Origin of the sequence: Nakamurella sp. PAMC28650, from assembly GCF_014303395.1 — a bacterium.
In the GTDB taxonomy this organism is placed as follows: Bacteria; Actinomycetota; Actinomycetes; order Mycobacteriales; family Nakamurellaceae; genus Nakamurella.
This window is the reverse complement of sequence record NZ_CP060298.1, coordinates 5,193,695-5,219,865: the sequence shown is the minus strand read 5'-3', so window position 1 is coordinate 5,219,865 and position 26,171 is coordinate 5,193,695. Positions and strand designations below refer to the sequence as shown.

23 protein-coding genes are annotated in these 26,171 nt (G+C 67.4%); 14 read left to right on the top strand and 9 right to left on the bottom strand.

Going from position 1 to position 26,171, the window contains the following annotated elements:
• The first annotated feature begins 189 nt into the window (after nucleotides 1-189).
• Nucleotides 190-1,108 (top strand): IS5 family transposase gene (locus tag H7F38_RS23595; RefSeq protein WP_370531275.1). Its coding sequence is split into 2 segments (ribosomal slippage): nucleotides 190-540 and nucleotides 542-1,108, totalling 918 coding nucleotides; the frame shifts between segments, so codons are not numbered across the junction.
• Between the two features lie 27 nt (nucleotides 1,109-1,135).
• Here the strand turns inward: H7F38_RS23595 and H7F38_RS23590 are convergent.
• The 4 genes from H7F38_RS23590 to H7F38_RS23575 form a co-directional block, all read right to left on the bottom strand.
• Nucleotides 1,136-1,873 (bottom strand): alpha/beta fold hydrolase, encoded by a 738-nt coding sequence (locus H7F38_RS23590; RefSeq protein ID WP_187092032.1) that lies wholly within the window; start codon nucleotides 1,871-1,873, stop codon nucleotides 1,136-1,138.
• An 86-nt stretch (nucleotides 1,874-1,959) separates the two neighbouring features.
• On the bottom strand, nucleotides 1,960-3,600 hold the full coding sequence (gene mctP, locus H7F38_RS23585; protein WP_187092031.1) for a monocarboxylate uptake permease MctP: 1,641 nt from the start codon (nucleotides 3,598-3,600) through the stop codon (nucleotides 1,960-1,962).
• On the bottom strand, nucleotides 3,597-3,923 hold the full coding sequence (locus tag H7F38_RS23580) for a DUF3311 domain-containing protein (RefSeq protein ID WP_187092030.1): 327 nt from the start codon (nucleotides 3,921-3,923) through the stop codon (nucleotides 3,597-3,599). The genes mctP and H7F38_RS23580 overlap by 4 nt, the downstream gene beginning before the upstream one ends.
• Before the next feature lie 174 nt (nucleotides 3,924-4,097).
• Nucleotides 4,098-4,997 carry a ribokinase gene (locus H7F38_RS23575; RefSeq protein ID WP_187092029.1) on the bottom strand — a complete coding sequence of 300 codons (900 nt, stop codon included), beginning with the start codon at nucleotides 4,995-4,997 and terminating at the stop codon, nucleotides 4,098-4,100.
• A gap of 94 nt (nucleotides 4,998-5,091) precedes the next feature.
• Between H7F38_RS23575 and H7F38_RS23570 the strand changes: the two genes are divergently transcribed.
• Nucleotides 5,092-6,720, top strand: coding sequence for a fatty acyl-AMP ligase (locus tag H7F38_RS23570; protein ID WP_187092028.1), 1,629 nt, complete (start codon nucleotides 5,092-5,094; stop codon nucleotides 6,718-6,720).
• Between the two features lie 64 nt (nucleotides 6,721-6,784).
• On the opposite strand, the gene H7F38_RS23565 is transcribed toward H7F38_RS23570, so the two are convergent.
• Nucleotides 6,785-8,296 (bottom strand): four-carbon acid sugar kinase family protein, encoded by a 1,512-nt coding sequence (locus tag H7F38_RS23565; RefSeq protein ID WP_187092027.1) that lies wholly within the window; start codon nucleotides 8,294-8,296, stop codon nucleotides 6,785-6,787.
• A gap of 445 nt (nucleotides 8,297-8,741) precedes the next feature.
• On the opposite strand from H7F38_RS23565, the gene H7F38_RS23560 reads away from it, so the two are divergent.
• The 7 genes from H7F38_RS23560 (at nucleotide 8,742) to H7F38_RS23530 (ending at nucleotide 16,102) form a co-directional block, all read left to right on the top strand.
• Nucleotides 8,742-9,425 (top strand): aspartate/glutamate racemase family protein, encoded by a 684-nt coding sequence (locus H7F38_RS23560; RefSeq protein ID WP_187092026.1) that lies wholly within the window; start codon nucleotides 8,742-8,744, stop codon nucleotides 9,423-9,425.
• A gap of 123 nt (nucleotides 9,426-9,548) precedes the next feature.
• The gene (locus tag H7F38_RS23555) at nucleotides 9,549-10,520 is read left to right on the top strand and encodes an IS1595 family transposase (protein ID WP_187091427.1); all 972 of its coding nucleotides are present in this window, start codon (nucleotides 9,549-9,551) and stop codon (nucleotides 10,518-10,520) included.
• A 142-nt stretch (nucleotides 10,521-10,662) separates the two neighbouring features.
• Nucleotides 10,663-11,709: a sugar-binding protein gene (locus H7F38_RS23550; protein WP_187092025.1), complete on the top strand. Its 1,047-nt coding sequence runs from the start codon at nucleotides 10,663-10,665 to the stop codon at nucleotides 11,707-11,709.
• A 1-nt stretch (nucleotide 11,710) separates the two neighbouring features.
• A complete protein-coding gene (locus H7F38_RS23545; protein WP_187092024.1) occupies nucleotides 11,711-13,240 on the top strand; it encodes a sugar ABC transporter ATP-binding protein in 1,530 nt (509 codons plus the stop codon).
• Nucleotides 13,237-14,256 (top strand): ABC transporter permease, encoded by a 1,020-nt coding sequence (locus H7F38_RS23540; protein ID WP_187092023.1) that lies wholly within the window; start codon nucleotides 13,237-13,239, stop codon nucleotides 14,254-14,256. Before H7F38_RS23545 ends, H7F38_RS23540 begins: the two co-directional genes overlap by 4 nt.
• Before the next feature lie 52 nt (nucleotides 14,257-14,308).
• Nucleotides 14,309-15,088, top strand: coding sequence for a FadR/GntR family transcriptional regulator (locus tag H7F38_RS23535; RefSeq protein ID WP_187092022.1), 780 nt, complete (start codon nucleotides 14,309-14,311; stop codon nucleotides 15,086-15,088).
• Nucleotides 15,089-15,214: 126 nt separating this feature from the next.
• The gene (locus H7F38_RS23530; protein ID WP_187092021.1) at nucleotides 15,215-16,102 is read left to right on the top strand and encodes an NAD(P)-dependent oxidoreductase; all 888 of its coding nucleotides are present in this window, start codon (nucleotides 15,215-15,217) and stop codon (nucleotides 16,100-16,102) included.
• Nucleotides 16,103-16,184: 82 nt separating this feature from the next.
• Here H7F38_RS23530 and H7F38_RS23525 read toward each other — a convergent pair whose 3' ends face one another.
• From H7F38_RS23525 to H7F38_RS23510, 4 genes are all read right to left on the bottom strand, one after another.
• Complete coding sequence (locus H7F38_RS23525; protein ID WP_187092020.1) at nucleotides 16,185-17,177, bottom strand: GGDEF domain-containing protein; 993 nt, start codon at nucleotides 17,175-17,177, stop codon at nucleotides 16,185-16,187.
• A 55-nt stretch (nucleotides 17,178-17,232) separates the two neighbouring features.
• A complete protein-coding gene (gene pth, locus H7F38_RS23520; RefSeq protein ID WP_370531274.1) occupies nucleotides 17,233-17,826 on the bottom strand; it encodes an aminoacyl-tRNA hydrolase in 594 nt (197 codons plus the stop codon).
• Nucleotides 17,827-17,944: 118 nt separating this feature from the next.
• Nucleotides 17,945-18,547, bottom strand: coding sequence for a 50S ribosomal protein L25/general stress protein Ctc (locus H7F38_RS23515; protein ID WP_187094942.1), 603 nt, complete (start codon nucleotides 18,545-18,547; stop codon nucleotides 17,945-17,947).
• Between the two features lie 297 nt (nucleotides 18,548-18,844).
• Complete coding sequence (locus H7F38_RS23510; protein WP_187092018.1) at nucleotides 18,845-19,582, bottom strand: GntR family transcriptional regulator; 738 nt, start codon at nucleotides 19,580-19,582, stop codon at nucleotides 18,845-18,847.
• Nucleotides 19,583-19,799: 217 nt separating this feature from the next.
• On the opposite strand from H7F38_RS23510, the gene iolC reads away from it, so the two are divergent.
• The 5 genes from iolC (at nucleotide 19,800) to H7F38_RS23485 (ending at nucleotide 26,113) form a co-directional block, all read left to right on the top strand.
• A complete protein-coding gene (iolC, locus tag H7F38_RS23505; protein WP_222618287.1) occupies nucleotides 19,800-20,762 on the top strand; it encodes a 5-dehydro-2-deoxygluconokinase in 963 nt (320 codons plus the stop codon).
• Complete coding sequence (locus tag H7F38_RS23500; protein WP_222618286.1) at nucleotides 20,746-21,708, top strand: deoxyribose-phosphate aldolase; 963 nt, start codon at nucleotides 20,746-20,748, stop codon at nucleotides 21,706-21,708. The genes iolC and H7F38_RS23500 overlap by 17 nt, the downstream gene beginning before the upstream one ends.
• Nucleotides 21,709-21,710: 2 nt before the next feature.
• The gene (gene iolB / locus H7F38_RS23495; RefSeq protein WP_187092017.1) at nucleotides 21,711-22,601 is read left to right on the top strand and encodes a 5-deoxy-glucuronate isomerase; all 891 of its coding nucleotides are present in this window, start codon (nucleotides 21,711-21,713) and stop codon (nucleotides 22,599-22,601) included.
• A complete protein-coding gene (iolD, locus tag H7F38_RS23490; protein ID WP_187092016.1) occupies nucleotides 22,598-24,514 on the top strand; it encodes a 3D-(3,5/4)-trihydroxycyclohexane-1,2-dione acylhydrolase (decyclizing) in 1,917 nt (638 codons plus the stop codon). Before iolB ends, iolD begins: the two co-directional genes overlap by 4 nt.
• A gap of 63 nt (nucleotides 24,515-24,577) precedes the next feature.
• The gene (locus tag H7F38_RS23485) at nucleotides 24,578-26,113 is read left to right on the top strand and encodes a CoA-acylating methylmalonate-semialdehyde dehydrogenase (RefSeq protein WP_187092015.1); all 1,536 of its coding nucleotides are present in this window, start codon (nucleotides 24,578-24,580) and stop codon (nucleotides 26,111-26,113) included.
• The last annotated feature ends 58 nt before the right edge of the window (nucleotides 26,114-26,171 follow it).

The window sequence follows — 26,171 nt, the reverse complement described above, 5'->3', positions numbered from 1 at the left end:
ATCGCAGGCGTGGGCGAAAGTGACGACTCCTGTCACTCCAGTCCCAAATCGTCCACTTTGAGCCATGCCTGCGATGTTGATCCATGCGAGGCCCGAGACCCGCCTGGCTGGCTGGCTGGCTGGGGATGGTGGTCCGTGCCTAGAGCGTGTCTGCTAATCAATCGGCGCCTCGACGTTGATGATCTTCCTATGGCGCGTATAGGAGTGATCTCGGACGAGTTCTGGGCGGTGGTCGAGCCGTTGATGCCGGCCTACGGTGGTCGGCGTGGCCGTCCGTGGAACGATCACCGCGAGATGCTCGAGGCGATCTGCTGGCGCTACCGGACGGGCTCGCCGTGGCGGGATCTGCCGACCGAGCTGGGTCGTTGGCAGACGGTGTGGGCACGGCATTTCCGCTGGTCAACCGACGGTACCTATGACCGGATCTTGGTGGCCGCGAAACGGGCTGGGTTTGTCCAGGACGTTGAGGGTGACGCCGTCATCGAGTTGCTGTCGGTGGATTCCACGGTGGTGCGCGCGCACCAGCACGCGGCCGGGGCTCGCAAGAGCGTCACCTCGGAGGTCGTTTCGACGGTCGAGCAGGACACAGGGGGCACCATCGAATGACAAGAATTTGCCGGTCGAACCCGCTGACCACGCGTTGGGCCGATCCCGGGGCGGTCTGTCGACGAAGATCCATTCCTTGACCGATCAGCGGGCCTGCCCTGTGACGGTGATCCTGACGCCCGGCCAGGCCGGCGACAATCCCCAGTTGGTGCCGTTGTTGGATCTGCACCGCCGGCAGCAGCGGGGCGTTCGGGCCCGCCGGTTCCGGGTACTGGCCGATCGCGCGTATTCGCATCCCTCCACTCGGAAGGAGTTGCGGCGCAGACGTATCGGCAACACCATTCCGCAGCGCAGTGACCAGCAGGCCCATCGTCAGGCGAAGGGTTCACGCGGTGGCCGCCCACCAGGATTTGAAGCCGAGGAGTACAAACGCCGCAACGCCGTCGAACGCGGATACGCCCGTCTGAAACAGTGGCGCGGCATCGCCACCCGCTATGACAAACACGCCCTGACATTCCTTGGCGGTGTCCATCTGGCCGCCAGCGTGCTGCACCTCCGCTGAATTACCAGACACGCTCTAGGCCCGGGCTCAGTGGCAGAAGAATTCCAGGATCTGGGTGGAGAACTCGACCGGGGCGCTGGTGTGCGGCCTCCTGGGGCACGCCATCGTGGCCCGCACGGCGCCCGGAATGGCAGCGGCGATCAGGTCCATGACGGCCCGCTCGCCCACCTCCGCCGCGCTCGTGCACAACACCATGGTCGGCGCGGTGATCCGGCCCAGCGAATCCCACCACCCCGGATCTGCGACCCCCAACTGGTCGAGCACCGACTTCGCCCGGGAGAAACCCTGCAGGTTCTGGCGCAGCTTGCCGCGCCGCAGGGTCGTCATCGCCCCGGACAGGGCCATGCCCGGCGACATCCGGCCGCTGGCCGGTGGACCGGAACGCGGAGGAGCCGCCGGCTCGCACAGGAGCAGTCGGTGGATCAGTTGCGGATACCGGGCGGCGAGACACGCGGCGAGGTACCCCCCGAAACCGTGGCCGAGGATGTCGATGGGATCAGAGCCGAGGCTGGGCAGCATCATCGCCAGATGCTCGACGTACGACGCCAGGTCGGTGCCCGGCACCGGGTCGCTGCGACCGCTGCCCGGTAGGTCGACCGCCACCAGTTCCCGGTCGGCGCGCACCAGCGGGGTCGTCAGATGTTCGAAGGTCGCAGCAGAGGTTCCCAGGTCGTGCAGCATCAGCACCGGCTTGCCGGAGCCGTTCGAGTAGACCCGAAGTTCGCGTTCGTCGATGAACAGATCGTGTACAGCGCTGTACGTCACAGTGTCATGTTCCCCCGTTGTCGCACCCGTGGGTAGGGCGGCCCGGAAAACTCCAGGTAAATCCTGCCGGCATGACGCTGTTCAGATCAGTCGGCGGCGACCTCCCGCAGCCCGACGTCGCCCTCGTCCACGTGGTAGTCGGCTCCCACGGTGTCGTCCCGACCGTCTTTCACCTTGAGCGCCCGCAACACCGCGGTGACCACCAGCACGACGATCAGGTTGGCGGCCAGAGCCACGACGCCGACGTAGATCTGGAAGGCCGAGTGGCCGAACGGGTGCCATCCGACGATCGACAGCTGGCTCAGCTGGAGCGCCGAACCGCCGAAGTGGAGCTTTCCGTTGGCCGGGTTGGGGATCGTGTACAGCAGGTAGAGCCCCCAGCCCAGCCCGACCGCCCAGCCGGCGATCAACGCCGCCGAGTGCTGCCAGCGGGTGTAGAGCGCGATGGCCACCGCCGGCAAAGTCTGCAGGATGATCACGCCGCCGATCAGCTGCAGATCGATGGAGAACTGCGGGTCGATGAAGAAGATGAACGCCACCGCCCCGAACTTGACCACCAACGAGGCCCACTTCGCTTGCTTGGCTTCCTGTTTCGAGCTGGCGCCCTTGTTGATGTACTCCTTGTAGATGTTCCGGGTCCAGAGGTTCGCGGCGGCGATGGACATGATGGCCGCGGGGACCAGGGCGCCGATACCGATGGCGGCAAAAGCGATCCCGGCGAACCAGCCGCTGAACTGACCCTGGAACAGGGCCGGCACGATGGTGTTGGTGTCGGCCTTGCCCGTGGCATTGTTGACGATCGGTTTCGTGCCGGCCGCGATCGCCACGTACCCCAGCAGTGCGAGCAGGCCCAGCAGGAACGAGTACGCGGGCAGCGCGATCATGTTCTTCTTGATGACGTTCCGACCGCGGGAGGCCAGGATGCCGGTGGCCGAATGCGGGTACAGGAACAGCGCCAGCGCCGAACCCAGGGCCAGGGTGGCGTACTGCAACTGGTTGTTGCCGGTCAGCAGGGTGCCGTCGGCCTTGCTCGGGGTGGCGGCGAACTTGGCTGCGGCCGAATCGAAGATGTGGCTCCAGCCGCCGAGCTTGGACGGCAGGTAGATCACCGCGACGATGATGACGAGATAGATCAGGCCGTCCTTCACGAATGCGATCAGGGCGGGGGCGCGCAGTCCGGACTGGAAGGTGTAGAGCGCCAGCACCAGGAAGGCCAGCAGCAGCGGAAGGTGCCCGATGAACCCGTGGGCGTTGATGCCCATCGTCCGCAGCACCGATTCCAGGCCGACGAGTTGCAGCGCGATGTACGGCATGGTGGCGACGATGCCGGTGATCGCGATCAGCAGCGCCAGCGTCGGCGAGCCGTACCGCCCGCGCACGAAGTCGGCGGGCGTGACGTAGCCCTTCGCCCGGGAGACCGACCACAGCCGCAGCACGGGGAGGAAGACGATGGGGTAGAGCACCACCGTGTAGGGCAGCGCGTAGAAGCCGAGCGCGCCGGCGCCGAACACCAGGGCCGGGACCGCGACGAAGGTGTAGGCCGTGTAGAGATCGCCACCGACGAGGAACCAGGTGACCCAGCCGCCGAACTTCCGCCCGCCCAGACCCCATTCGTCGAGGTGGTCCATGGTGTCCCCGGCCTTCCACCGGCTGGCCAGGAAACCCATCACCGCGACCCCGACGAACAGCACGGCGAAGACGGTGAACTCCGTCCGGTGGCCCGTCATCGGGTGGCCCCGTCGGCCGGCCGGTCGTCGGAGGTGACCGCGGCCGGCGGGGGAAGCGTGGAGGCCGGTCGGGTTCTGGTCATCACGTAGACGGTCGAGACACAGGCGACACCAACGAAAACGAACGCCAGTTGGTACCAGTAGAAGAACGGAAGACCGAACACGCGGGGTTTGTCGAAATTGAACCAGGGCGTGACGAGCATCAGCAACGGCAACAACAGGAGCAGGTTCCACCATCGCCAGATCAGCGCACTCGAGCCCCGACCTCTCAGAGGTGGCCGGGGCGAGCCCGGAATGGCGTGCTCCGAGCCGGGTCGAGTCATCGTTTCCTCCAGAGTTCCGCACCGGTGCGGGTCTGCTGAGCACCGTAGAACTGGATCATGGAACAAGATAGCCGGACGGGCCGGAATTGTAGGTTTCGCCCGGATTTACCTTCGGATGGGTTAACCGTCGCCCGGCGGGGCCGCCGACCCAGAACCGTCCGGACCCGGGCCCCGTCAAGGCCGATAGGTGGCCCCGGCCAAGGCGTCGATCGCGGATCGGATCGGCGACGACGTGGCGGCCCCCTTGGTCGTGGTGGCCAGCGCTCCGGCCGCGCAGGCGAGTTCCACCGAGGCGCGCGGCGACAGACCGCTGGTCCAGGCCACGGCCAGCGCGCCGGTGAAGGCGTCGCCGGCACCGGTGGTGTCCACCGCTTCGACCGTCGGTGCGCGCACGTCGAACTGCCCGTCCGGGCCGCGGTAACGGGCACCGGCGGCACCGAGCGTGATCACCACGTGCGGGACCACGGCCACGGCGTCGGGTCCGATCGAGGCCGCCTCGGTCTCGTTGAGGACCAGCAGGGAGACCGACGCCAGCAGTTCGGGCGGCAGTTCCCGGGCCGGTGACGGGTTCAGCAGGACGGGTACCCCGGCGGCGGCGGCCACTCCCGCCGCCGAGATGACGGCCGAGATCGGTATCTCGAGCTGGCACACGAGCATTCCGGCGGTACGGACCGCGTCACGGTCGGCGTCGGTCAGCCCGACGAGCGCCGCATTCGCGCCCTGGATCACCACGATCGAATTCTCGGCCCGTTGGTCGACCGTGATGGCGGCGATGCCGCTGGGGCCCCGGGTGTGCCGCAGCAGGGCCACCGACACGCCGCTGCTCTCCAGCGCGTGGGTGAGCTGTGTGCCGAAATCGTCCCGGCCGACAGCGCCGATGAACACCACCGCACCGCCGGCCCGGGCCGCAGCAATCGCCTGGTTGCCGCCCTTGCCGCCGGGAATGGTACTGAAACTGTTTCCCAGCAACGTTTCTCCCGGAGAGGGTAGGCGGTCGGTGGTGGTCACCAGGTCCATGTTGACCGATCCGAGGACCACGATCTGAGCAGTGGCGGCGGTGGTGGCCTCGAGCATCGGCGTCTCCCTGGGTCGGCTGCGGCACGCGCCGGTCGGGGCCGGTGACGTCCAGGGGCCGACGGTAGACCATCGGTTGTGAGATCGTTTGCAGATGAGCGCCTTCATCGACGCCCTGCGCACTGCCGCGCTGGGCGACGCCGGAATGATCACCGGTGAGCCACGTACCGTCGTCCGGACCAGCTGGGCGGAGATCCACCAGCGGGCCCGCGCCGGTGCTGCGACGCTGGCCGCACGAGGTCTGGTCAAGGGCGACGCGGTCGCCATCCTGGCCGGAACACCGGTCGAGGTGGCCCCGGCGGCACAGTCGGTCTGGCTGGCCGGTGGATCGGTGACGATGTTGCACCAGCCGACGGCGCGGACCAGGCTCGACCGCTACGCGACCGAGACGATGACGACCCTGGGTGTGATCGGGGCCCGGCTGGTGGTCGTCGGCGAGCCGTTCACCGAGTTGGTCGGACTGCTGGCCGGCACCGGTATCGAGGCCGTCACGATCGACCAGCTGAACGCCGGTGACCCGGAGCAGGCTCCGGTGCTCGAGATCGGGCCGGACGATCCGGCCCTGTTGCAGCTGACGTCGGGATCCACCTCGACGCCCAAGGCGGTCCGGATCACCCACGGCAACCTCTGGGCCAACATCGATGCGATGTGTGCGTCGGCCCGACTGCGGCCGGATGACGTGATGGTGTCCTGGCTGCCCCTCTTCCACGACATGGGCATGGTCGGGTTCCTGACCCTGCCGATGTGCCGGGGGATCGAGCTGGTCACCGTCACGCCCGCCGATTTCCTGGCCAAGCCGCTGCTCTGGCCGGAACTGATCAGCAGGTATCGCGGCACGGTCACCGCGGCACCCAACTTCGCCTATGCCCTGACGGCCAGGGTGCTGGCCAGGGCAACCGATCTGGACCTGTCCAGCATGCGGTTCGCCCTGAACGGAGCAGAGCCCATCGACGTCAGGGCCACAGAGGGATTCCTGCGCGCAGGCGCGCCGTTCGGCCTGCCCTCCACCGCGGTGGTCTGCGCCTACGGGATGGCCGAGGCGACGCTCGCAGTGTCGTTCCACCCGTGGGGCACTCCGCTCAAGGTGGACACCATCGACGCGGAGGCACTGGAGAACCGCCGCCGGGCCGAGCCGGTCGAACGAGCTGGCGCCGGCACCCGCTCGTTCCCCGAACTGGGCCCGCCCCTGCCGGGCATCGAAGTGGTGGCGTTCGGCGAGGACGGCGAGCACCTGGGCGATCGCGAGGTCGGTGTCCTGCACCTGCGCGGCGACTCGATCACCGAGCTGTACCTGACGGTCGAGGGTCCGCAGCCGACCAGGGGTGCGGACGGTTGGCTGGACACCGGCGATCTCGGCTATCTGGTCGACGGTGAGGTGGTCGTCTGCGGCCGGGTGAAGGACGTCATCATCATGGGCGGTCGCAACATCTATCCGACGGACGTCGAGCGGATCGCCGAGACCGTCGACGGCGTCCGGGCCGGCAACGCGGTGGCGGTGCGGTGGCTCGAGGAGGGCCGTCGTGAATCGTTCGCGGTGGCGGTCGAATCCCGGGAGGCCGCGGATCCGGATGCGGTCAGCCGGATCTCGTCCCAGGTGCGTTCGGCGGTGACCTCTGCGATGGGGGTCCGGCCCGCTCTGGTCACGGTCCTGCCCGTGGGATCTCTGCCCAAGACCCCGTCGGGCAAGCTGCAGCGCTCGGCGGCGGTCGAGCTGATCAGCTGAGGTCTGTCACCCCTCGCCCGGCAATGCAGCACGCCCGGACACCGCAGGCCCCGATGGCCCGCCGTCAGAGACCGCGCAGCGTCTCCACGACGTCGGCCAGTGCATCGTCGTCGCCGACGTTGCCGGCGAACACCACGTACGGGATGCCCTGCGCCGGTCCGGAGACGGGTTCCCAGAGCGAGACGATCCCTGGCAGCAGGGTTCCGCGCGCCCATGCACGTCTGATCGACAGACCCTCGGTCGCCGTGTCGGAGGAGGTGATCCCGCCCTTGGCCACCACGAACGACGGGCGCACCGCGGCCACGACGTCGCGGACGGTCGCGAGCAGGGCGGCACTGACCGTACGCGCGATCACCAGGCTGTCGTGTGCATCGGTTCCCGCCACCAGGGTGCGGCTCGTCCTGATCACCACGTCGTCGGCCGCGCCGTCGCGACAGAGCAGATCCACGCCCTGAGCGGTGATCTCGGCGATGTGGGCGTCGCGGCGGGCGGGGTCCAGCAGCGTCGGGACGTCGAGTTCCAGTTCGACGATCCGTCCGCGGCCGCGCAGGTGATCGAGTTGGCGGGAGGTCAGGCCCACATGTGAACCCACCACGACGATCCCGCGGTGGCTGACCCTCCGGGAATTTCCGGCATCGTCGCCGGCGCGCAGGATCTCCCGCAACCGACCGGGAGAGAGGGGCGGGGTGGCGACCTGCCCGGAGCGGGCCCGGACGAAGGACGGCCCGGTGCGATACAGGAAGGTCCTGCCGTCGGCCTCGGCCAGGAGCAGACCGGCAGCGAGGACCCTCAGATCGTCGTCGACCACGGCGTCGACGACGGCCGGCCGTCCGTCGGCCAGGGAGCTCACCATCTGCCGGACCCTCTCGGGTCCGCCGTCACGCAGATCGGCCAGGGTGATCGCCAGCACCTGCGCCGACGGGAAACGACCGGACGTCATCTCCTGCACCCAGTCCCGCAGATCCGAGTGGTGGTAGCCGAAGCTGGCGTCCCTGGCGAATTCACTGTCCCCGACCGGAACCATCACTGCGCCGGCGCGCATCCAGTGGACCGAGTCGATGGTGACCCGACCGGGCTCGATGTACGCGGGCACGATGATCACCCCGTCGACGGTTCGCTGCCGGCCGGCGAGTTCCTCGGCCAGCACATCGGTCTCGAGTGGATAGTGGCCGCGCAGGGTGGAGTCCCCGCGGCTGGCGATGACGTAGTCCACCTCCTCCAGCGCGGCGGCCTCGGCCAGCGCACGGACGATCTCCCGGTTGACCGACGCTGCGTCGGCCGCGGACAGGCTGCGGGTGTTGGTCAGCACGAAGAAGGCGCTGGTGGGCTGCTGGAGCGCCCAGCGCAGATCCTCCACCGACCAACGCGTCAGCACGGGAAGGTCCGCAATGGTCTGGGTGCCGGTGGGGTCGTCGTCGAGAACGACGAGACGCCGGCCGGCTGCCACTTCGATGGCGAGCGCCGACGGGTCGACGACCCACGGAGCGGCGGTGTCCGCAGTCAACGCCTCGAGCGTGCGGGCCCGGACCGGGTCGGGTGCGTCGCGGTGCGACAGGTCGCGGTGCGGTGCTGTCATGGGAATCCTCTGTCAGGGGAGGGCCGGTGCGGACGTCGGGTGACCGACCGTCCACGGACAGGTGGTGACGTCTGCCGCTGGGATGGTGCCGCCGGGTGGTGCCCGCTGGGACGGGAAAGAACTGGGGGATGGTGACGAACAGGGCGGGCGTCTCGTTCTGGGAGGACCACGCGACCACAAGTCATACCCGTCAGGTTCCGTTCGTGCAAGTGACTGAAGCGCGCAGAACTATGCACGTCGGCCACTTCCAGGATTCGAGGATTGCTGTTTCAGTGCAACAACATCAGGGTAAGTGAGCTATCCGATAGGCCGCGGCAGAAGACCAGCCGATCGCCTCACCGAGAATTTCGGAAACATCTTGACAACACGCCTCGTGTTGTTCATAGTCGTACGACATCAGCAGAACTCATCTGATGTGTCGGTCAAAGACGATCAAAGGAGTGGCATGGCGAAAGTGGCAGTGCTCCACACGAGCTTCGTGTTCGTGACCGTGGAGCCGGTGATCACCGACCTGATCTCGGAGCTGATCCCGGACGCCGAGATCCTCCACTTCGTGGACTCGGATGTGCTGGCGACGGTCGTGCGGGAGCAGGGCATCTCGGATCAGAGCGAGCAACGAATGGTCCTCCTGGCCCGGGCGGCCGAAGCGGCCGGGGCGGACGTCATCTTCTCCGCGTGCTCCTCTCTCGGACCGACGCTGGATGCCGCACAGCGGGCCGTCGGCGTGCCGGTGGTGAAGATCGACCAGGCGATGGCCACCACGGCCGCCGGGTTCGATCGCATCGGAGTGTTGGCCACCGTGCCCACCACGTTGGGCCCGACCAGCGATCTCATCGCCTCGGTGGCACACGAGACCGGCCGCTCACCGCACATCGTCCGCAGACTGTGCCCGGGTGCCTTCGACGTCCTGATGGGCGGCGACCGGCCGGCCCACGACCAGATGATCGCCGATCAGGCCATCGAGCTGGCCAAGGAGGTCGACATCATCGTGCTGGCCCAGGCTTCCATGAATCGACTGGTTTCCCGGCTCGAATCGGAAACGGGCCTCCAGGTGCTCTCCAGCCCCCGCTCCGGTGTGGAGCACCTGGCGCAGATCGTCCGAGAACGGGTCGGGGTTCCGACGACCTGAACGCCAGACGACCCGAGGTCACAGGACTGACCTCAGACCACTGAGCTCGGACGTCCTGACCTCGGACGTCCTGAGTTCGAACGACGATACTGGGTAGCTGCTTGAGTCAAGTTGTATTTGGCCATGTCAGAGCCAGTGTGTGCCTACCCGGTCGGTGGTGTCGATTACCCCCGGACCTTTCAGGAGTTGCTGGAGTGGTTCCCGGATGACTCGTCGTGTCTGGCGTATCTGGAGCGTCTGCGGTGGCCCCAGGGGTTTGTGTGTCCGGTGTGCGGGGCGCCCGGCGGTTGGCGTACGGCGAAGGCGAAATGGATGTGCACCAGGTGTGGCCGGCAGACGTCGGTGACCGCCGGCACGATCTTCCACCGGCTCCGGACGCCGCTGTCGACGTGGTTCGCGGCGATCTGGTTCATCACCTCGCAGAAGAACGGGATGTCCGCGCAAGGTCTGCAGCGGGTGCTGGGTTTCGGATCCTACGAAACAGCGTGGGCGTGGCTGCAGAAGCTACGCCGGGCGATGGTCCGCCCCGAGCGGGAGTTGCTCTCCGGTGTGGTGGAGTTAGATGAAGTGTTCATCGGCAACGAGCCTCGCGGCCGCGCAGGCGGCGTGAAGGACCACACCGCGGCGATGATCGCAGTGGAATCGATCCCCGGCCGCAAGCTGGGCAGGGTCCGCATCGAGCTGGCCGAGACAGCCCGATCGGTCAGCATGCTCGGCTTCGCCGACCGCGTCATCGCCAAAGGATCAACGGTCAGAACCGATGGCGCCAACTACCTGAAGAAGCTGACCGCGGCCGGCTACGAGCACGTCGCGTTCGTCGGGACCGACAGCGCCGAGCCCGCCCACATCAACCTCCCCGGCGTCCACATGGTCGCCTCGCTGCTCAAACGCTGGCTGACCGGCACCCTGCATTACGCGGTCTCCCAGGAGCACCTGGCCTACTACCTGGACGAATACACATTCCGGTTCAACCGACGCACCTCGAAGAGTCGCGGGCTTTTGTTCTACCGACTGTTGCAGCAGGCCGTGAACACAGACCCACACCCGCTCGCTGAACTGCGCAATCCTGTTGCAGCAGTGGACGTCCCGTTCTGAACTTTACTCAAGCAGCTACCCAGTACGACGATTCGATCGTACGGATCGAACAGACCTCTGGCCGGTCCCCTGCGACGGGACCGGATCTCAGCAGACAGATCGAGATGTCGCACCCCTCACCCCATTCTTCGAAGGAGTTGTCATGCGTACAAAAGTTCTCGGCGGGGCATTGTTGGTGGCCGCGCTCGCGCTGGCCGGCTGCAGCACCGGTGCCTCCAGCACCGGCGCGGCGGCCGGCTCGGCGGGCGGCGCGGCGGCGGGCGGCGCAGCGATGAGCGGCGCGGCCTCGTCCGGTGCGCCTGCGGCGGCGGCCTCCGTGGCCGGTGGCAGCTACGTCTTCCTGCCCAAGTCGCTCAACAACCCGTACTGGGTCGATGCCCGTAAGGGTATGGAAGCCGAAGCGCTCAAGCTGGGCGTCAAGGCCCAGTTCCTCGGACCCGACACCGATGACGCCGGCAAGCAGGTGGCGATCTTCGAGTCGATCCTTGCGACCAAGCCGGCCGGTATCGCCATTTCCCCGAACGATCCGGCCAGCGTCAAGGACATCATCGCCAAGGCACGCGCAGCGGGTATTCCGGTGATCGCCTGGGACGGGCCGGTACCCAACAGCCAGGTGCAGGGCTACATCGGGACCGACAACGTGAAAGCCGGTGAGAGCCAGGCGGAGGCGCTGGCCAAGGCGATGGGCGGCTCGGGCAAGGTCGCGGTGGTGATCGGCTCGCTCAGCGCCACCAACCTCAACCAGCGGCTGACCGGTCTCAAGCAGGGACTGGCCAAGTACCCCGGCATCTCCATCGTCGCCACCGAGGAGTCCGGTGAATCGATCGCGGACGCCCAGGGCAAGGCCGAGACGATCCTGCAGGCGCACCCGGACCTCACCGGAATGGCGGGTATCGGCGGTTCTGATCTTCCGGGAATCGCAGGCGCGCTGAAGGCCGCCGGCAAGTGCGGCAAGATCAAGGCCGTCGGATTCGACGTCGTGCCGCAGGGTATCGCCGGGATGAAGGGTGGCTGCGTCGACGCGTTGATCTCCCAGAAGCCGTACGGCATGACGGCCAGCGCCCTGCAGATCCTGGTCGATCTCAACAAGAAGACGTCGAAGCTGCCGGCCGCATTCAACGTGGACACCGGGGTCGTCACGGTCATTCCCACCACGCTCGATTCGTTCCAGACCTCGGCTCCTCACTGAGATGACGCCTCCCTTGATCGTCATGCAGGGCATCGTGAAGAACTATCCCGGTGTCCGAGCGCTGCGCGGAGTGGACCTCCGGGTCGATCCTGGCCAGGTGATGGGTCTCGTCGGCGAGAACGGCGCGGGCAAGAGCACCCTGCTCAAGGTGCTCGCCGGGGCCGCAGTCGCCGATGCAGGGACGATCGAGATCGACGGGCAGGCAACTGATCTGCGATCCCCGAGGGATTCACAGGCCGCCGGCATCGCCGTGATCTACCAGGAACTGATGCTTGCCGAGCACCTCAGCATCTCCGAGAACGTCTTCGCCGGCCGCGAGCCGACCAGACGGGGTCGGGGCGTGCACTTCGACGCCATGCACAAGGCGACTGCGAAGTTGTTGGCGGAACTCAAGATCGACGCACTGCCGACGGAACAGGTCGGCCGGCTGAACGTGGCCCGCCGGCAGATGGTCGAGATCGCCAAGGCGCTCTCGATGAACGCACGGCTGATCGTGATGGACGAGCCGACCTCCTCGCTGACCGAGGACGAGGTCGAGACCCTGCTCGCCCTGGTGCGCCGCCTGAGCAAGCGGGGCGTCAGCGTCATCTACGTCTCCCATCGGATGCGGGAGATCTTCTCGGTCGCCGATGCCATCACGGTGATGCGTGACGGTGAACTGGTCGGTGTCCACCAGGTCGCGGACGTCACGCCCTCCCAGGTGGTGAAGATGATGGTCGGCCGCGACCTGGTCGACATGTACGGGCAGCGTCCGGCCGACCGGCCGGCGGGGCCCCCGGTCCTGGAGGTTCGCGGGCTCCAGGCCGGTCCCCGGGTGCAGGATGTCGGGTTCACCGTGGCTGCCGGTGAGATCCTCGGCATGGCCGGACTGGTGGGAGCGGGGCGCACCGAGACGGCCCTGGCCGTGTTCGGGCTCACCCGGCCGACGAGCGGGTCCGTGCACGTCGACGGGAAGCAGGTGCGGTTGCGCAATCCGCGTGAGGCCATCGCAGCCGGTATCGCCTACGTCCCGGAGGACCGCAAACGGGAGGGTCTGTTCCTGGGTCTGCCCATTCGTTTCAACATCACCTCCGCCTGCCTGACCGACCTCTCCCGCATGGGGGTCGTGTCACGGGGCCGGGACAAGGCGCTCGCCGGCCGGATGGCCGGCGACCTCCGGGTCAAGGCCCCGTCGATCGAGACGGCCGTCGGGACGCTGAGCGGCGGCAACCAGCAGAAGGCCGTCCTCGCGCGGTGGCTGGCCCGTCGTCCCAGGGTGTTGATCCTGGACGAGCCGACGCGTGGCGTCGACGTCGGGGCGAAGGCCGAGATCTACCGGCTCGTCAGGGAAATCGCGTCAGAAGGCATCGCCGTCATCATGATCTCGTCAGAGCTGCCCGAGGTTCTCGGGTTGGCAGATCGAATACTCGTCATGCGCGAAGGACGCCTCGTCGGGGAGTTGGATGCCGCCGCCGCCGACGAGCAGCAGGTGATGGCCCTGGCCACCGGCGTCCACGAATCGCAGCCACCCAACCCGGAGACAGTCAAATGACCAACACCATTCCCTCGAAAGTGGAGCCCGAGCAGGACTCGGGCCCGTCCCGACGGACGCACACCGACCGGTTCAGATCGGTCCTGGCGGCCAGGGAGGCAGGTCTGGCGGGGGTCCTCGTCCTGGTCGTGATCTTCCTGACCTGGCGCTCTCCGTACTTCCTGACGACGGACAACCTCATCGTGGTGGCCCGGCAGGCGTCGCTCTCGCTGATCATCGCCGTCGGGATGACGTTCGTGATCCTGGCGGGAGGGATCGACCTCTCGGTGGGTTCCACGGTGGCTCTGGTCAGCATCATGACCGGCGAGTTCATGGTGAACCTGCAACTGCCGATGGTGCTGGCCGCCGTGCTCGCGCTGCTCTGCGGTGTGGGGGTCGGCCTGGTCAACGGGCTCATCGTGGGCATGACCTCCATCCCGCCGTTCGTGGTCACGCTGGGCATGCTGGCGGTGGCTCGGGGACTCGCTCTCGGCATCACCCAAGGGCAGACGATCAGCGGGTTCCCGGACGCATTCCTGGTGCTGGGACAGGGTTCGCTGGCCGGGATCCCGATTCCCGTCTGGATCGCGGCCGTCGTCGCGGTGGTCGCACACCTGGTGCTGGCCAGAACACGTTTCGGTCGCAACGTGTTCTTCATCGGGTCCAACGAACAGGCCGCCGTGCTGTCCGGTATCCGGGTGCGCCGCACCAAGATCGCCATCTTCGCCATCGCCGGCGGCCTGGCCGGGTTGGAGGCGCTCATCGAAACGGCCCGGCTCAGCGTCGGCCAGCCTTCGGCGGGCAACGGCTACGAACTGGTCGCGATCGGCGCCGTCGTGATCGGCGGGGCCAGCCTGTTCGGTGGCGAGGGCAGCATTCTGGGGACGGTGCTGGGCACCTGCCTCCTGGCCTTGATCCAGGACGGCCTCATCCTGCTGGGCATCTCGGCCTACTGGCAACAGGTGTTCAGCGGCGTCATCATCGTCGGCGCCGTGGCCCTGAACATCTGGCGTCAAAAGCGAAGCCGCGGCAGGTAAACGGTGACGCAGACGGGCATGTCATACTCCTCGCAGGGCAAAGGAGGGAACCATGAAATCGCGTCCGTCGCTGGCAGACGGCCTCGCCGACAAGATCATCAACGACATCGTCGTCGGTCGATATGCGGCCAATGTGCCCCTCCCCAGCGAGACCGAACTGGCCGAGCAATCCGGATTCAGCAGGTTGACGGTGCGAGAGGCGATCAAGACCGTCGCCGCCAAGGGCGTGGTCCGGGTCGAGCACGGCCGGGGCACCTTCGTCAACGCCCCGTCGCTCTGGTCGACCCTGGATCCGGTCCTGTTCGTGGCCCGCTCCGCGCACGGATCCGACCGACTGGCCCTCCCCCGTCAGCTGATCGAGGCCAGGAGGGTGGTGGAGGTCGCGGTCGCCGAGATGGCGGCCGAACGCCGGACCGATTCCGATCTGGACTTCCTGGAGGAGAACCTCGGGCAGATGCGGGCCGCGGCAGCCGTTCCGAACGTGGTGAGCTTCGTCGATGCAGACATGGCCTTCCACCAATGCATCGTCGACGCCGCCCGGAACAGCATGATCGCGTCGCTCTTCGACCCCATTTCGCAGATCCTCCGGTTGACCCGGCACCAGACCTCCTCGCACGCGCCGGTCCGGGAGAATGCGATCAAGGACCACGCCCGCATCCTGGACGCCGTTCGCCGGGGTACGCCGACCAAGGCCGGCCGGGCGATGCGGGAGCACCTCAACCAGACCGAGGTCGACATGGATCACTACGTGATCAATCCCAGTGACTCACTCACCGATATCAAGGCGGCGGACTTCCGGGCCGACAAGACCAGGAAGCGCACCGCTTCCTGACCGATCGCTGGTCCGCCTCCGCACCATTGTTCTCTCCAGGATCGTTCTGTCCGAGCACCATTGTTCTGTCCACGCGCCGACCCGCCCAGGTTGGTCGGCCGCCTTCGTCGAACCCGAGGACCTCTCATGAAAATCGTAGTGACCGGAGCGCATGGCAAAGTCGGTCGTGCTGCCACCCGAGCCCTCCTGGCCGCTGGCCACGAGGTGCTGGCGACGGATCTCACCCGGCCTGGTTTCGAACGCCCCGAGAAGGGGTCGGCCAAGTACCTGATGGCCGACCTGACGGACGCCGGCGAGGCTTTCGCCGTCATCCGCGGAGCCGATGCGGTGGTGCACACCGCCGCCATCCCGGAACCCACCGGCAACCCGGCGCAGGTCGTCTTCCGCACCAACCTGATGGCCTGCTTCAACGTCCTGGAGGCTGCAGTTCGTTGGGACGTCAAGCGTTTCGTCAATATCTCGAGTGAGACCGTTCCCGGCTTCTTCTTCCCGGAGCGGGATTTCCTGCCGGACTACGCACCGGTCGACGAGCTCCATCCGGCCCGCCCGCAGGATCCCTACGCCCTCTCGAAGCTGTTCGGTGAGCAGCTGATGGACGCCGCCGTCCAGCGGTCGGACATCCGTTGCATCTCGCTGCGGCCGAGTTGGGTCCAGTACGAGGGCAACTACGAGCAGAACCTCGGCCCGCAGATCCGGGACGCCGCGGTGCTGAGCCCCAACCTGTGGAGCTACATCGACGCCTACGATCTGGCCGATGCGATCGTCCTGGCCGCCGAATCGGATCTCCCCGGGCACGAGGTGTTCTACATCGCCTCACCCGACAACGTCGGTGGACACGACTTCGCGGCCGTGCTCCGCCAGTACTACGGGGACAAGATCGAACTCCGCCCCACCGATCGGGTGGATGCCTCCGGAATCTCCTCGCGCAAGGCGATGGATGTCCTGGGCTGGTCGCCCAAGCGTTCCTGGCGCGACTATCTCGACAACGAGGGTCACGCGCTGCCGCAGAAGTGAATCCACGGGGATGAATCCGGGGGCCTGAATGGTTCTCCGCTGTCCGATCACCGGAGTTGACCCCGGGCCTTCGCGCCCGGGGTCAACTCGGCGAGGGGTTCGTCCTCTCGCTGCGCCGACGACGCTTCTCGTCGTACATGGCGGAGTCCGCTGCCTTCCACGCGCCGGGGAAGCCGGCCACCACGGTGATCGGTGCGTGGCCGAAAGACCCCGAGATCCCTGCCTTCTCCAGCGCCGCACTCATCCGGCCGACCAGCCGGGCGGCGGTATCGGACCCGGCGCCGACGACGATCACCCCGAACTCGTCCCCACCGAGCCTGGCGACCACGTCGCCGGACCTCACCGAGGCCTTGAGCACCTCCCCGGTGCGCTGCAGGTACCGGTCTCCGGCGTCATGCCCCTGTGTGTCGTTGATGATCTTCAGTCGATCCAGGTCCATCGCGATGACGCTGGCCTGGTCACCGAAGCGGCGGAAGCGTTCCTCCTCGACCTCGATGTACCGGTCCCATCCGCGTCGGTTGAGAAGTGTGGTGAGGCCGTCGGTCTCGGACTCCACCTGGACGACCTCGAGGGCCCGGCGGGCACGCACCGCGGCATGGTCGGCTTCCAGGACCGAAGACAGCAGGCCGGACAACAGCGTCAGCAACGGCTGATTGGCGCGCAAGGTGTCCGGCAAGGCAGTGTCGTTGAATCCGCACACGGTGCCGAACAGCTGTCCGTCGGACAGCACGATGGGCGCTCCCACATAGGCACCCAGGGGGATCAAAGACGCGAGTCCGCTGTTGGCGTAGGCCGGGACGGCCATGGCATCGGGGGCGATCTGCGGTGCGGCGCCGGAGACCATCTGGTGGCAGGGCGAATCTTCGAAGGCCCCCTCGCCCCCGGCGGCGAAGCCGTAGAAGGTGTCCTCGACCCTCAGCACGATCTGACGCCCGTCGACCACCCGGGTGACGGCCCACATCCCCATCGGCATCACCGCGGTCAGGTAGTCGATGACCTGCGCACTGGCGAGGTCGAACGTCCGGGCCGGCTGCAGAGAATCGGGTACTTCGACGGATGTGGTTGCGGCACTCATGATCACAGTTTAGGCAACGGCACGCGGGAGCATGGTCGAGCCGGGCGTAAATCGCTCAGTGCAGACGGTTCTGCGTTTCCAGCAATCCGATGCTGATCAGGGACTCGACCGCGTCGGCGGCATTCTCGAGATCGACCGGCAGGGCCTTGCGCTCCGCGGCGGTGAAGTCGCGCAGGACGTAGTCGGCGGGATCCATCCGTCCGGGAGGACGTCCCACACCGCACCGGACCCGCAGGTACTCCTTGGTGCCCAGTGACGCAGAGATGGACCGGAGACCGTTGTGGCCCCCTTCGCCGCCGCCCTGCTTGACGCGGATCACCGACGGCGGGAGGTCCAATTCGTCGTGAACGACGATCACGTCCGCCGGCGGGATCTTGAAGAACCGCGCCAGGGCGGCGGTCGGGCCGCCCGACAGGTTCATGTAGGAGCGGGGTTTCGCGGCGATCACCCGGGTGCCGGCCAAGCGGCCCTCCGCGATGTCGGCACCGGCCTTGTGGGATTTGAACCTGCCGCCGAAACGGGCCGCAAGTACATCGGCGACCATGGCGCCGATGTTGTGCCGGTTCCCGGCGTAGGCAGGCCCCGGGTTTCCGAGCCCGATCACCAGGACCTGGTCCGGTATTCGATGCCCAGGAGCCGGCATGCTCATCGATGTTCCGATCTCGACATCGAGCGGAGATCTGTCGTCATTTCGCACCCCCTGGATTCCTGGGAGGAAATGTCCGGCTCAGATCTCCGCTCGACGAGAGGTGGACGCGGGAGGCGGATCAGGCCTCTTCGGGGGTCTCTGCCGTCGGGGCGACCACTTCGTCTTCCTCGCCGCTGTCGGCTTCCTCGACGATGGAGACTGCGACGACGAGGGTGTCCGGGTCGCTGATCAGCGTCGCGCCGTCGGGCAGGACGACCTGCGAGGCGAGCACCTGCGAGCCGATTTCCAGTCCGTCGAGGGAGACTTCCAGGCTCTGCGGGATGTGCAGCGCCTCGACCTCGATGGACAGGGTGTTGGCGTCGGTGAGCACGGTCGAGCCAGGAGCGGCCTCGCCCACCAGCAGGATCGGGATGTCGACGGTGACCCGCTCGCCACGCTTGACGATGATCAGGTCGACGTGCTCGAAGTAGTCGCGCAGCGGGTGCCGCACGACCGACTTCGCGAGCGCGAGTTCGTCCCCGTCGGGGAGCGCCAGCGTCAGGATGGTGTTGGCGCCGCCCTTGATGGCGTGGGAGAACTCGCGGGACTGCAGCGTCAGGTGACGGGGAGCGGTGCCGTGGCCGTACAGGACGGCCGGAATCTTGCCCACTGCGCGGATGCGACGGGCGAAGCCCTTGCCGAATTCGGTGCGGGACTCTGCGGAAAGGCGAACCTCGGCCATGTGGTGCTCCTGGAAGGTGGGTCGGGACGAACGGTCGGTGTCGCCGCCACAGCGCGCGAAGAACAACAGCGGACCGGTCATGACCCACCGCGTCGATCACGGTGACCGGGGATCGCAGGAACGGATCCGCACAGTCACCCTCGCCGAGGCAACCCCCGAAGACTACTCGCTGACGGTGGGCCGGGCAAAATCGTCCCGATGATCTCCCGCCGAGCCCCGGACGTCCTGCGAAGTGCGGCCGATAGCCACCACTTTGCAGGACGTCCGTGGATGACGGTGGAGAGGGGGAGGGGCGGGTCAGTGGTCGACGAGGGTCACTTCGAACGAGTACTGACTGGCGCGATAGACGTGGTGGCCCCATTCGACCGGGCGGCCGGAGTCGTCGTGCGTGGCCCGGTCCATCGTCAGCAGCGGGCTGCCCTTGCGTTCGCCGAGCAGGGCGCATTCCTCGGCCGTCCCCGATCGCGCGCCGATGCGTTGCTTGGCGACGCGGATGTGGACGCCCTTGGCCCGCATCAGTTGGTACAGGCCGCGCGACTCGAGATCGCCCCGGCCGATCTCGGACAGATCCTCCGGCAGGTAGTTCTCCAGAATCGCCAGCGGCTCGGAATTTGCGAAGCGGAGCCGGCGCAGGTGCAGCACCCTCGAGCCGATCGGAACGTCGAGGAAATGGCCGACCGTTTCCGAAGCGAGCACCACCTCGTTCACCAACAGGGTGGTGCGGGGAGCCTGGTGTCCGCGGGCGAGATCATCGAAGAGGCTGGTCAATTCGACCGGCCGGGTGACCTGCCCGTGCACGACCTGGGTGCCGACGCCGCGCTTGCGCACCAGCAGTCCCTTGTCGACCAGTTCCTGGATGGCTCGACGCATGGTCGGCCGGGACAGGCCGAACTGGTCGGCCAGGCTGATCTCGTTGTCCAACCGGGCACCGGGGCCGAGAAGCCCGGAGGAGATGGCCGCTTCGATCTGCTGGGAAACCTGGAAGTACAGCGGCACAGGACTCGACCGATCCAAGTCCATGAACAGGTCCGTCATTGGTCCCCTTCAGTGGCAGGTGCACTCTGATGGCCGAAGCCGTCGGGCGCATCCTGAGATTTCGATAGCGTACGCCCACAACGCCTGACGGCCGAATGACAGAATGTAATGACAAACTATTGACAGGAGTCCGTGGTTTCGCCACCCTTGGTGCATCACGGCAGAGCGGCCACCGATGGGATCCATGGAGTGCGGCCGTCACCAACGAAGGAGCGGCGTGAGCGGACATCTCGATGTGGTGACGATCGGCCGGATCGGTGTGGACCTGTACCCGCTCCAGGACAACGTGGGCCTGGAGGACGTCCAGACCTTCGGCAAATACCTCGGTGGGAGTGCCACCAATGTGGCGGTCGCCGTCGCCCGTCACGGTCGCAGCGCGGCGATCATCTCCCGGACCGGGCCAGACGCCTTCGGACGGTACGTCCACAAGGCGCTGCGCGAGTTCGGGGTCGACGACTCCTACGTCACCGTCGTCCCCGACCTGCTCACCCCCATCACCTTCTGCGAGATGTATCCGCCTGATCATTTCCCGCTGCTCTTCTACCGGCTCCCGACCGCCCCCGACCTGCAGATCCGTTCGGAGGAACTCGATCTCGCCGCGATCGCCGACGCCGGGATCTACTGGTCCACCGTCACCGGGTTGTCCGAGGAGCCCAGCAGGTCGGCGCATTTCGCTGCCTGGAAGGCCAGGGCCCGCCAGCCGCTGACGGTGCTCGACCTGGACTACCGGCCGATGTTCTGGAAGGACCCGGCCGAGGCGAGCCGCCAGGTGCAGGCAGCACTCTCCCACGTGACGGTGGCCGTCGGGAACCGGGAGGAGTGCGAGATCGCTGTGGGTGAGACCGATCCGCGCCGCGCCGCCAAGGCCCTGCTGGAGGCCGGCGTCGAGATCGCGATCGTCAAGCAGGGCCCGAGGGGTGTCCTGGGCATGACGAAGGACCTGACGCTCGAGGTGCCGCCCACCCCGATCAAGGTGATCAACGGCCTCGGAGCCGGTGACGGGTTCGGCGGCGCGCTCTGCCACGGACTGCTGTCCGGCTGGGATCTGGAGACGATCCTGCGGTTCGCCAACGCGGCCGGCGCTATTGTCGCCTCTCGTCGGGAATGTTCCAGTGCCATGCCGACCACCGCCGAGGTCGAGGCCCTACTGAAGGAGGTCGGCAATGATTCCAGCACCTGACACTGCCGAGAAGCCATCCATCACCGCGACGATCATCTCCGCGCCGCCGGCCGGCACGCCGGCCGGCCGGCCGATCCGCGACCGGCTCGCCGAGGTGACCGATATCCGGGCGAGCGATCCGGACGCGATCCGGCGCGCGGCCCAGGTGCGGACCAGGCGTCCGACGGTCCGCGGCGACGGGCGGCTGATGATCATCGCGGCCGACCATCCCGCCCGCGGCGCGTTCGGGGTCGGGGACCGGCCGATGGCCATGGGATCACGGGTTGATCTTCTGGACCGACTGGTCGTCGCACTGGGCCGCCCCGGGGTCGACGGACTGCTCGCCTCGCCGGACATCCTGGAGGACCTGTTGCTGCTGGGCGCGCTGGAGGACAAGGTCGTCTTCGGGTCGATGAACCGCGGCGGGCTGCAGGGCGCCGAGTTCGAACTCGACGACCGTTTCACCGGCTACGACGCCCAGGGCTGTGCCGACATGGGGCTCAACGGCGGGAAGACGCTGACCCGGATCGCCCTGGGGGATCCCGGAACCGTGGCCACCATGGAGGCGACGGCCAGAGCGGTCAACGAACTGTCCGAACGCAAGCTGATCGCGATGGTCGAACCCTTCTGGTCCAGCCGCACCGGGGGCCGCGTCTACAACGACCTGACCCCGGACGCCGTGATCAGGTCGGTCGGCATCTGCAGCGCGCTGGGCCGGACGTCGGCCTACACCTGGATGAAACTGCCGGTCGTCCCGAACATGGAGCGCGTGATGGATTCGACCACCCTGCCCACCCTGCTGCTCGGCGGTGATCCGGCCGCCGACGCCGAGGCGACCTACCAGAGCTGGCGAGATGCCTTGACCCTGCCCGCCGTTCGCGGTCTGGTCGTCGGTCGCACCCTGTTGTATCCGGGGGACGACGACGTCGCCGCCGCGGTGGACACCGCCGTATCGATGGTGCGATAGCGATGGCCCACTACCTCCCGGCCGGCTCGGCGGCCGATGGCGTCTTCGACCTGGTCGTCACCCCCGAATCCGCTGCCTGGGGCTACTCCAGCCTGCGGGTGCTGACCCTTGCCCCCGACGTGCCGGTCACCTTCGACACGGGCCAGGACGAGATGATCGCCCTACCGCTGTCGGGTGGGTGCACGGTCACCGTCGACGGACAGACCTTCCATCTCCAGGGCCGCAGCGGTGTGTTCGATGCCGTCACCGACTTCGCCTATCTGCCCAGGGATTCCAGTGCCACCCTGACGAGCGCCGCCGGAGCGGTGATCTCGCTGCCGGGATCGCGCGCGACCCGCCGGCTGCCGTTCCGGTACGGACCGGCCTCCGGCGTCCCGGTCGAACTGCGGGGAGCCGGTTCCTCGAGCCGTCAGGTGAACAACTTCGCGACACCGGCGGCCTTCGAGACCGACAAGCTGATCGCCTGCGAGGTGATCACCCCGGCATCGAACTGGTCCTCCTACCCACCGCACAAGCACGACGAGGTCTCGGAGACCGAATCGGAGCTGGAGGAGATCTACTACTACGCCTTCCGGTCCAAGGCACCGAACGGAATCGGCGGGAAAGCTGCAGGCTACCAACGGGTCTACGGTACCGCCGATCGTCCGATCGAGGTGCTGGAAGAAATCTCCGATGGTGATGTCGTGCTGATTCCGCACGGCTGGCACGGCCCGGCGATGGCCGCGCCGAGCCACGACATGTACTACCTCAACGTGATGGCGGGCCCGGCGGCCGAACGCGCGTGGCTGATCAGCGACGATCCCGAGCACGGCTGGGTCCGCGACACCTGGGTGGACCAGGCCGTGGATTCCCGGCTTCCGTTCTACCTCTCTTCCGAAGGAGAAACCACGTGAGCGACAGGTCCCCCGGCGCAACGTTGCGGCTGACCGTCGGCCAGGCGGTCGTGGCATTCCTGGGCCGGCAGTACTCGGAACGCGATGGCGTGCGCCGCAGGTTCTTCGCCGGCTGTTTCGGCATCTTCGGACATGGCAACATGGCCGGCATCGGGCAGGCCCTGTTGCAGGCGGAGCTCGACGAGCCGGGACTGCTGCCCTACCACCAGGGTCGCAACGAGCAGGCCATGGTGCACATCGCGGTCGGCTACTCCCGGCAGAAGGACCGACTGGAGACCTTCGCCGTCACGGCCTCGGTCGGTCCCGGGGCGGCGAACATGCTGACCGGGGCGGCGCTGGCGACCGTCAACCGCATCCCGGTGCTGCTGCTACCCGCCGACATCTTCGCGACCAGGGTCGCCTCCCCGGTGCTGCAGGAACTGGAACAGCCCTACGGGTACGACGTCTCGGTCAACGACGCCTTCCGCCCGCTGTCCAAGTTCTTCGACCGGGTGTGGCGGCCGGAGCAGCTTCCGGCTGCGCTGCTCGGCGCCATGCGCGTGCTGACCGATCCGGTCGAGACCGGAGCGGTGACCATCGCCCTCCCCGAGGACGTGCAGGCCGAGGCGTTCGACTGGCCGGTCGAACTGTTCGCCGATCGGGTCTGGCGGATCGCCCGGCCGGTCCCGGAGCCGGAGGTGATCGCTGAGGCGGCCGAGATCATCAGGGCCGCACGGCGTCCGATGATCGTCTCCGGCGGCGGCGTGACCTACGCCGAGGCCAACGACGAGTTGAGGGCTTTCGTGGACGCGACCGGCATCCCGATCGCCGAGACGCAGGCCGGCAAGGGATCGCTGCCCTACGACCACCCGTTGAACACCGGTGCGATCGGTGCCACCGGGACCACCGCGGCCAACCAGATCGCCGCCGCCGCCGACGTCGTCATCGGGATCGGTACCCGCTACTCCGATTTCACGACGGCGTCGAAGACCGTCTGGCAGCAGCAGGGTGTCAAGTTCGTCAACATCAACGTGGCCGGGCTGGACGCCGTGAAGCAGGCCGGTCTGCCCGTCGTCGCCGACGCCAAGCGCGCGCTGCCCGCCCTGCAGGCCGCACTGGCCGGCTACCGCTCCGACGCCGCGTACCAGGCGCTGGCCACCAGGCTGGCCGGTGAGTGGGACGCCAGAGTGGTTGCCTCCCACCACAACGGCTTCGGCGCCAAGAACGGCCTGCTCGCGCAGAGCGAGGTGCTCGGTGCGGTCGAAGCGGTGATGGATCCACGGGACGTGGTGGTCTGCGCCGCCGGATCACTGCCCGGCGACCTGCACGGCATGTGGCGCACCCGGGAACGCAAGGGCTACCACGTGGAGTACGGATTCTCCTGCATGGGGTACGAGATCCCCGGCGGCATCGGCGTTTCGATGGCCGCGCCGGACCGGGACGTGTTCGTGACGGTCGGCGACGGCTCGTACCTGATGATGCCCACCGAGCTGGTCACCGCGGTGCAGGAGGGCATCAAGATCATCGTGGTGCTGCTGCAGAACCACGGGTACGCCTCGATCGGGTCGCTCTCGGAGTCCCTCGGCGGCCAGCGGTTCGGCACCAGGTACCGCTACCGGTCGCCGGAATCGGGTCGTCTGGACGGTGGGATCCTACCGGTCGACCTCGCTGCGAACGCGGAAAGCCTTGGTGTGAGGGTCTACCGGGCGAAGACCCTGGAGGAGCTGAAGGATGCGTTGGCCAGGGCCAAGGCGGCCACCACCGCGGTGATGGTGCACGTGGACACGGACCTCTACGAGCAGTCGCCGGGCGGGGACGGCTGGTGGGACGTGCCGGTCGCCGAGGTCTCCACCATCGACAGCACTCAAGTGGCACGGGCCGCGTACGAGAAGCACAAGCTGGCCCAACGGACCTACGTCACACCCGCTTCCTAGATCACCCCGCCGAACACGCTCCGCCTGAACATCAATCGCCTTTCAGAAGAGGAAGCACCGAACATGACAGCAACACAGGAAGCAGTGGCACCGGCCGCAGGCCAGGACCTCCCGGTGGTCGGACATTGGGTGGACGGTGTACGCAGCGCCGGCACCAGCAGCCGGACCGCGGATGTCTTCGACCCGGCGACCGGGCAGGTGACCAAGCGGGTGGCGCTGGCTTCCCGCGAAGACTCCGACGCAGTGATCGCCGCCGCCGCCCGGGCCTGGCCGGCCTGGCGCGACATGTCGCTGGCCCGCCGCACGCAGGTGCTGTTCGCCTTCCGCGAGTTGCTGAACGCCCGCAAGCCAGAACTGGCCGCGCTGATCACCTCCGAACACGGCAAGGTGCTCGAAGATGCGCTCGGTGAGGTGTCCAGGGGCCAGGAGATCGTCGAGCTGGCCTGCGGTCTCTCGCATCTGCTGAAGGGCAGCACCAGCGAGAACGCCTCGACCAACGTCGACGTCTCCTCGCTGCGGCAGCCGCTCGGCGTCGTCGGGATCATCTCCCCGTTCAACTTCCCGGCCATGGTCCCGATGTGGTTCTTCCCGGTGGCGATCGCGGCCGGTAACGCCGTGGTGCTCAAGCCGAGCGAGAAGGACCCGTCGGCGGCGATCTGGATGGGCGAGCTCTGGAAGGAGGCCGGACTTCCGGACGGCATCTTCAACGTGCTCCAGGGGGACAAGAGCGCCGTCGACGCGCTGCTGGAAAGCCCGAAGGTGAAGGCGATCTCGTTCGTGGGCTCCACCCCGATCGCTCGTTACGTCTACGAGAACGCCACCAGGCACGGCAAGCGGGTGCAGGCCCTCGGCGGGGCCAAGAACCACATGGTCGTGCTTCCGGACGCCGACCTGGATCTGGCCGCCGACGCCGCCGTGAACGGTGGATTCGGCTCGGCAGGGGAGCGATGCATGGCGATCAGCGCGCTGGTCGTGATCGACTCCATCGCCGACGAGCTGATCGGGAAGATCACCGAGCGGATGTCCGGTCTGCGGACCGGCGACGGCCGCCGCGGCTGCGACATGGGCCCGCTCGTCACCGGAGCGCACCGTGACAAGGTCACCGGCTACATCCAGGAGGGTGTCGATGCCGGGGCCGAGCTGGTCGTCGACGGTCGCGGAGGTCAGGTCGACGGCGCACCGGAGGGCTTCTGGGTCTCCCCGACGCTGTTCGACAAGGTCACCCCCGAGATGTCCGTCTACACGCAGGAGATCTTTGGTCCGGTGCTCTCGGTGCTGCGGGTCGGCACCTTCGACGACGCCCTGGACATGATCAACTCCAACCCCTACGGCAACGGCACGGCCATCTTCACCAACGACGGCGGGGCCGCCCGCCGGTTCCAGCACGAGGTGGAGGTCGGCATGATCGGCATCAACGTGCCGGTACCGGTGCCGGTCGGCTACTACTCCTTCGGCGGGTGGAAGAACTCGCTGTTCGGCGACACCCACGCCCACGGCACCGAGGGATTCCACTTCTACACCCGCGGGAAGGTCATCACCACGCGCTGGCTGGATCCGAGCCACGGCGGCATCAACCTCGGATTCCCGCAGAACGACTGATCGGCCTTTCTTCGGCTATTCCGGTCGCCGGAGCGATCAGGCCATCTCACAATTGAAT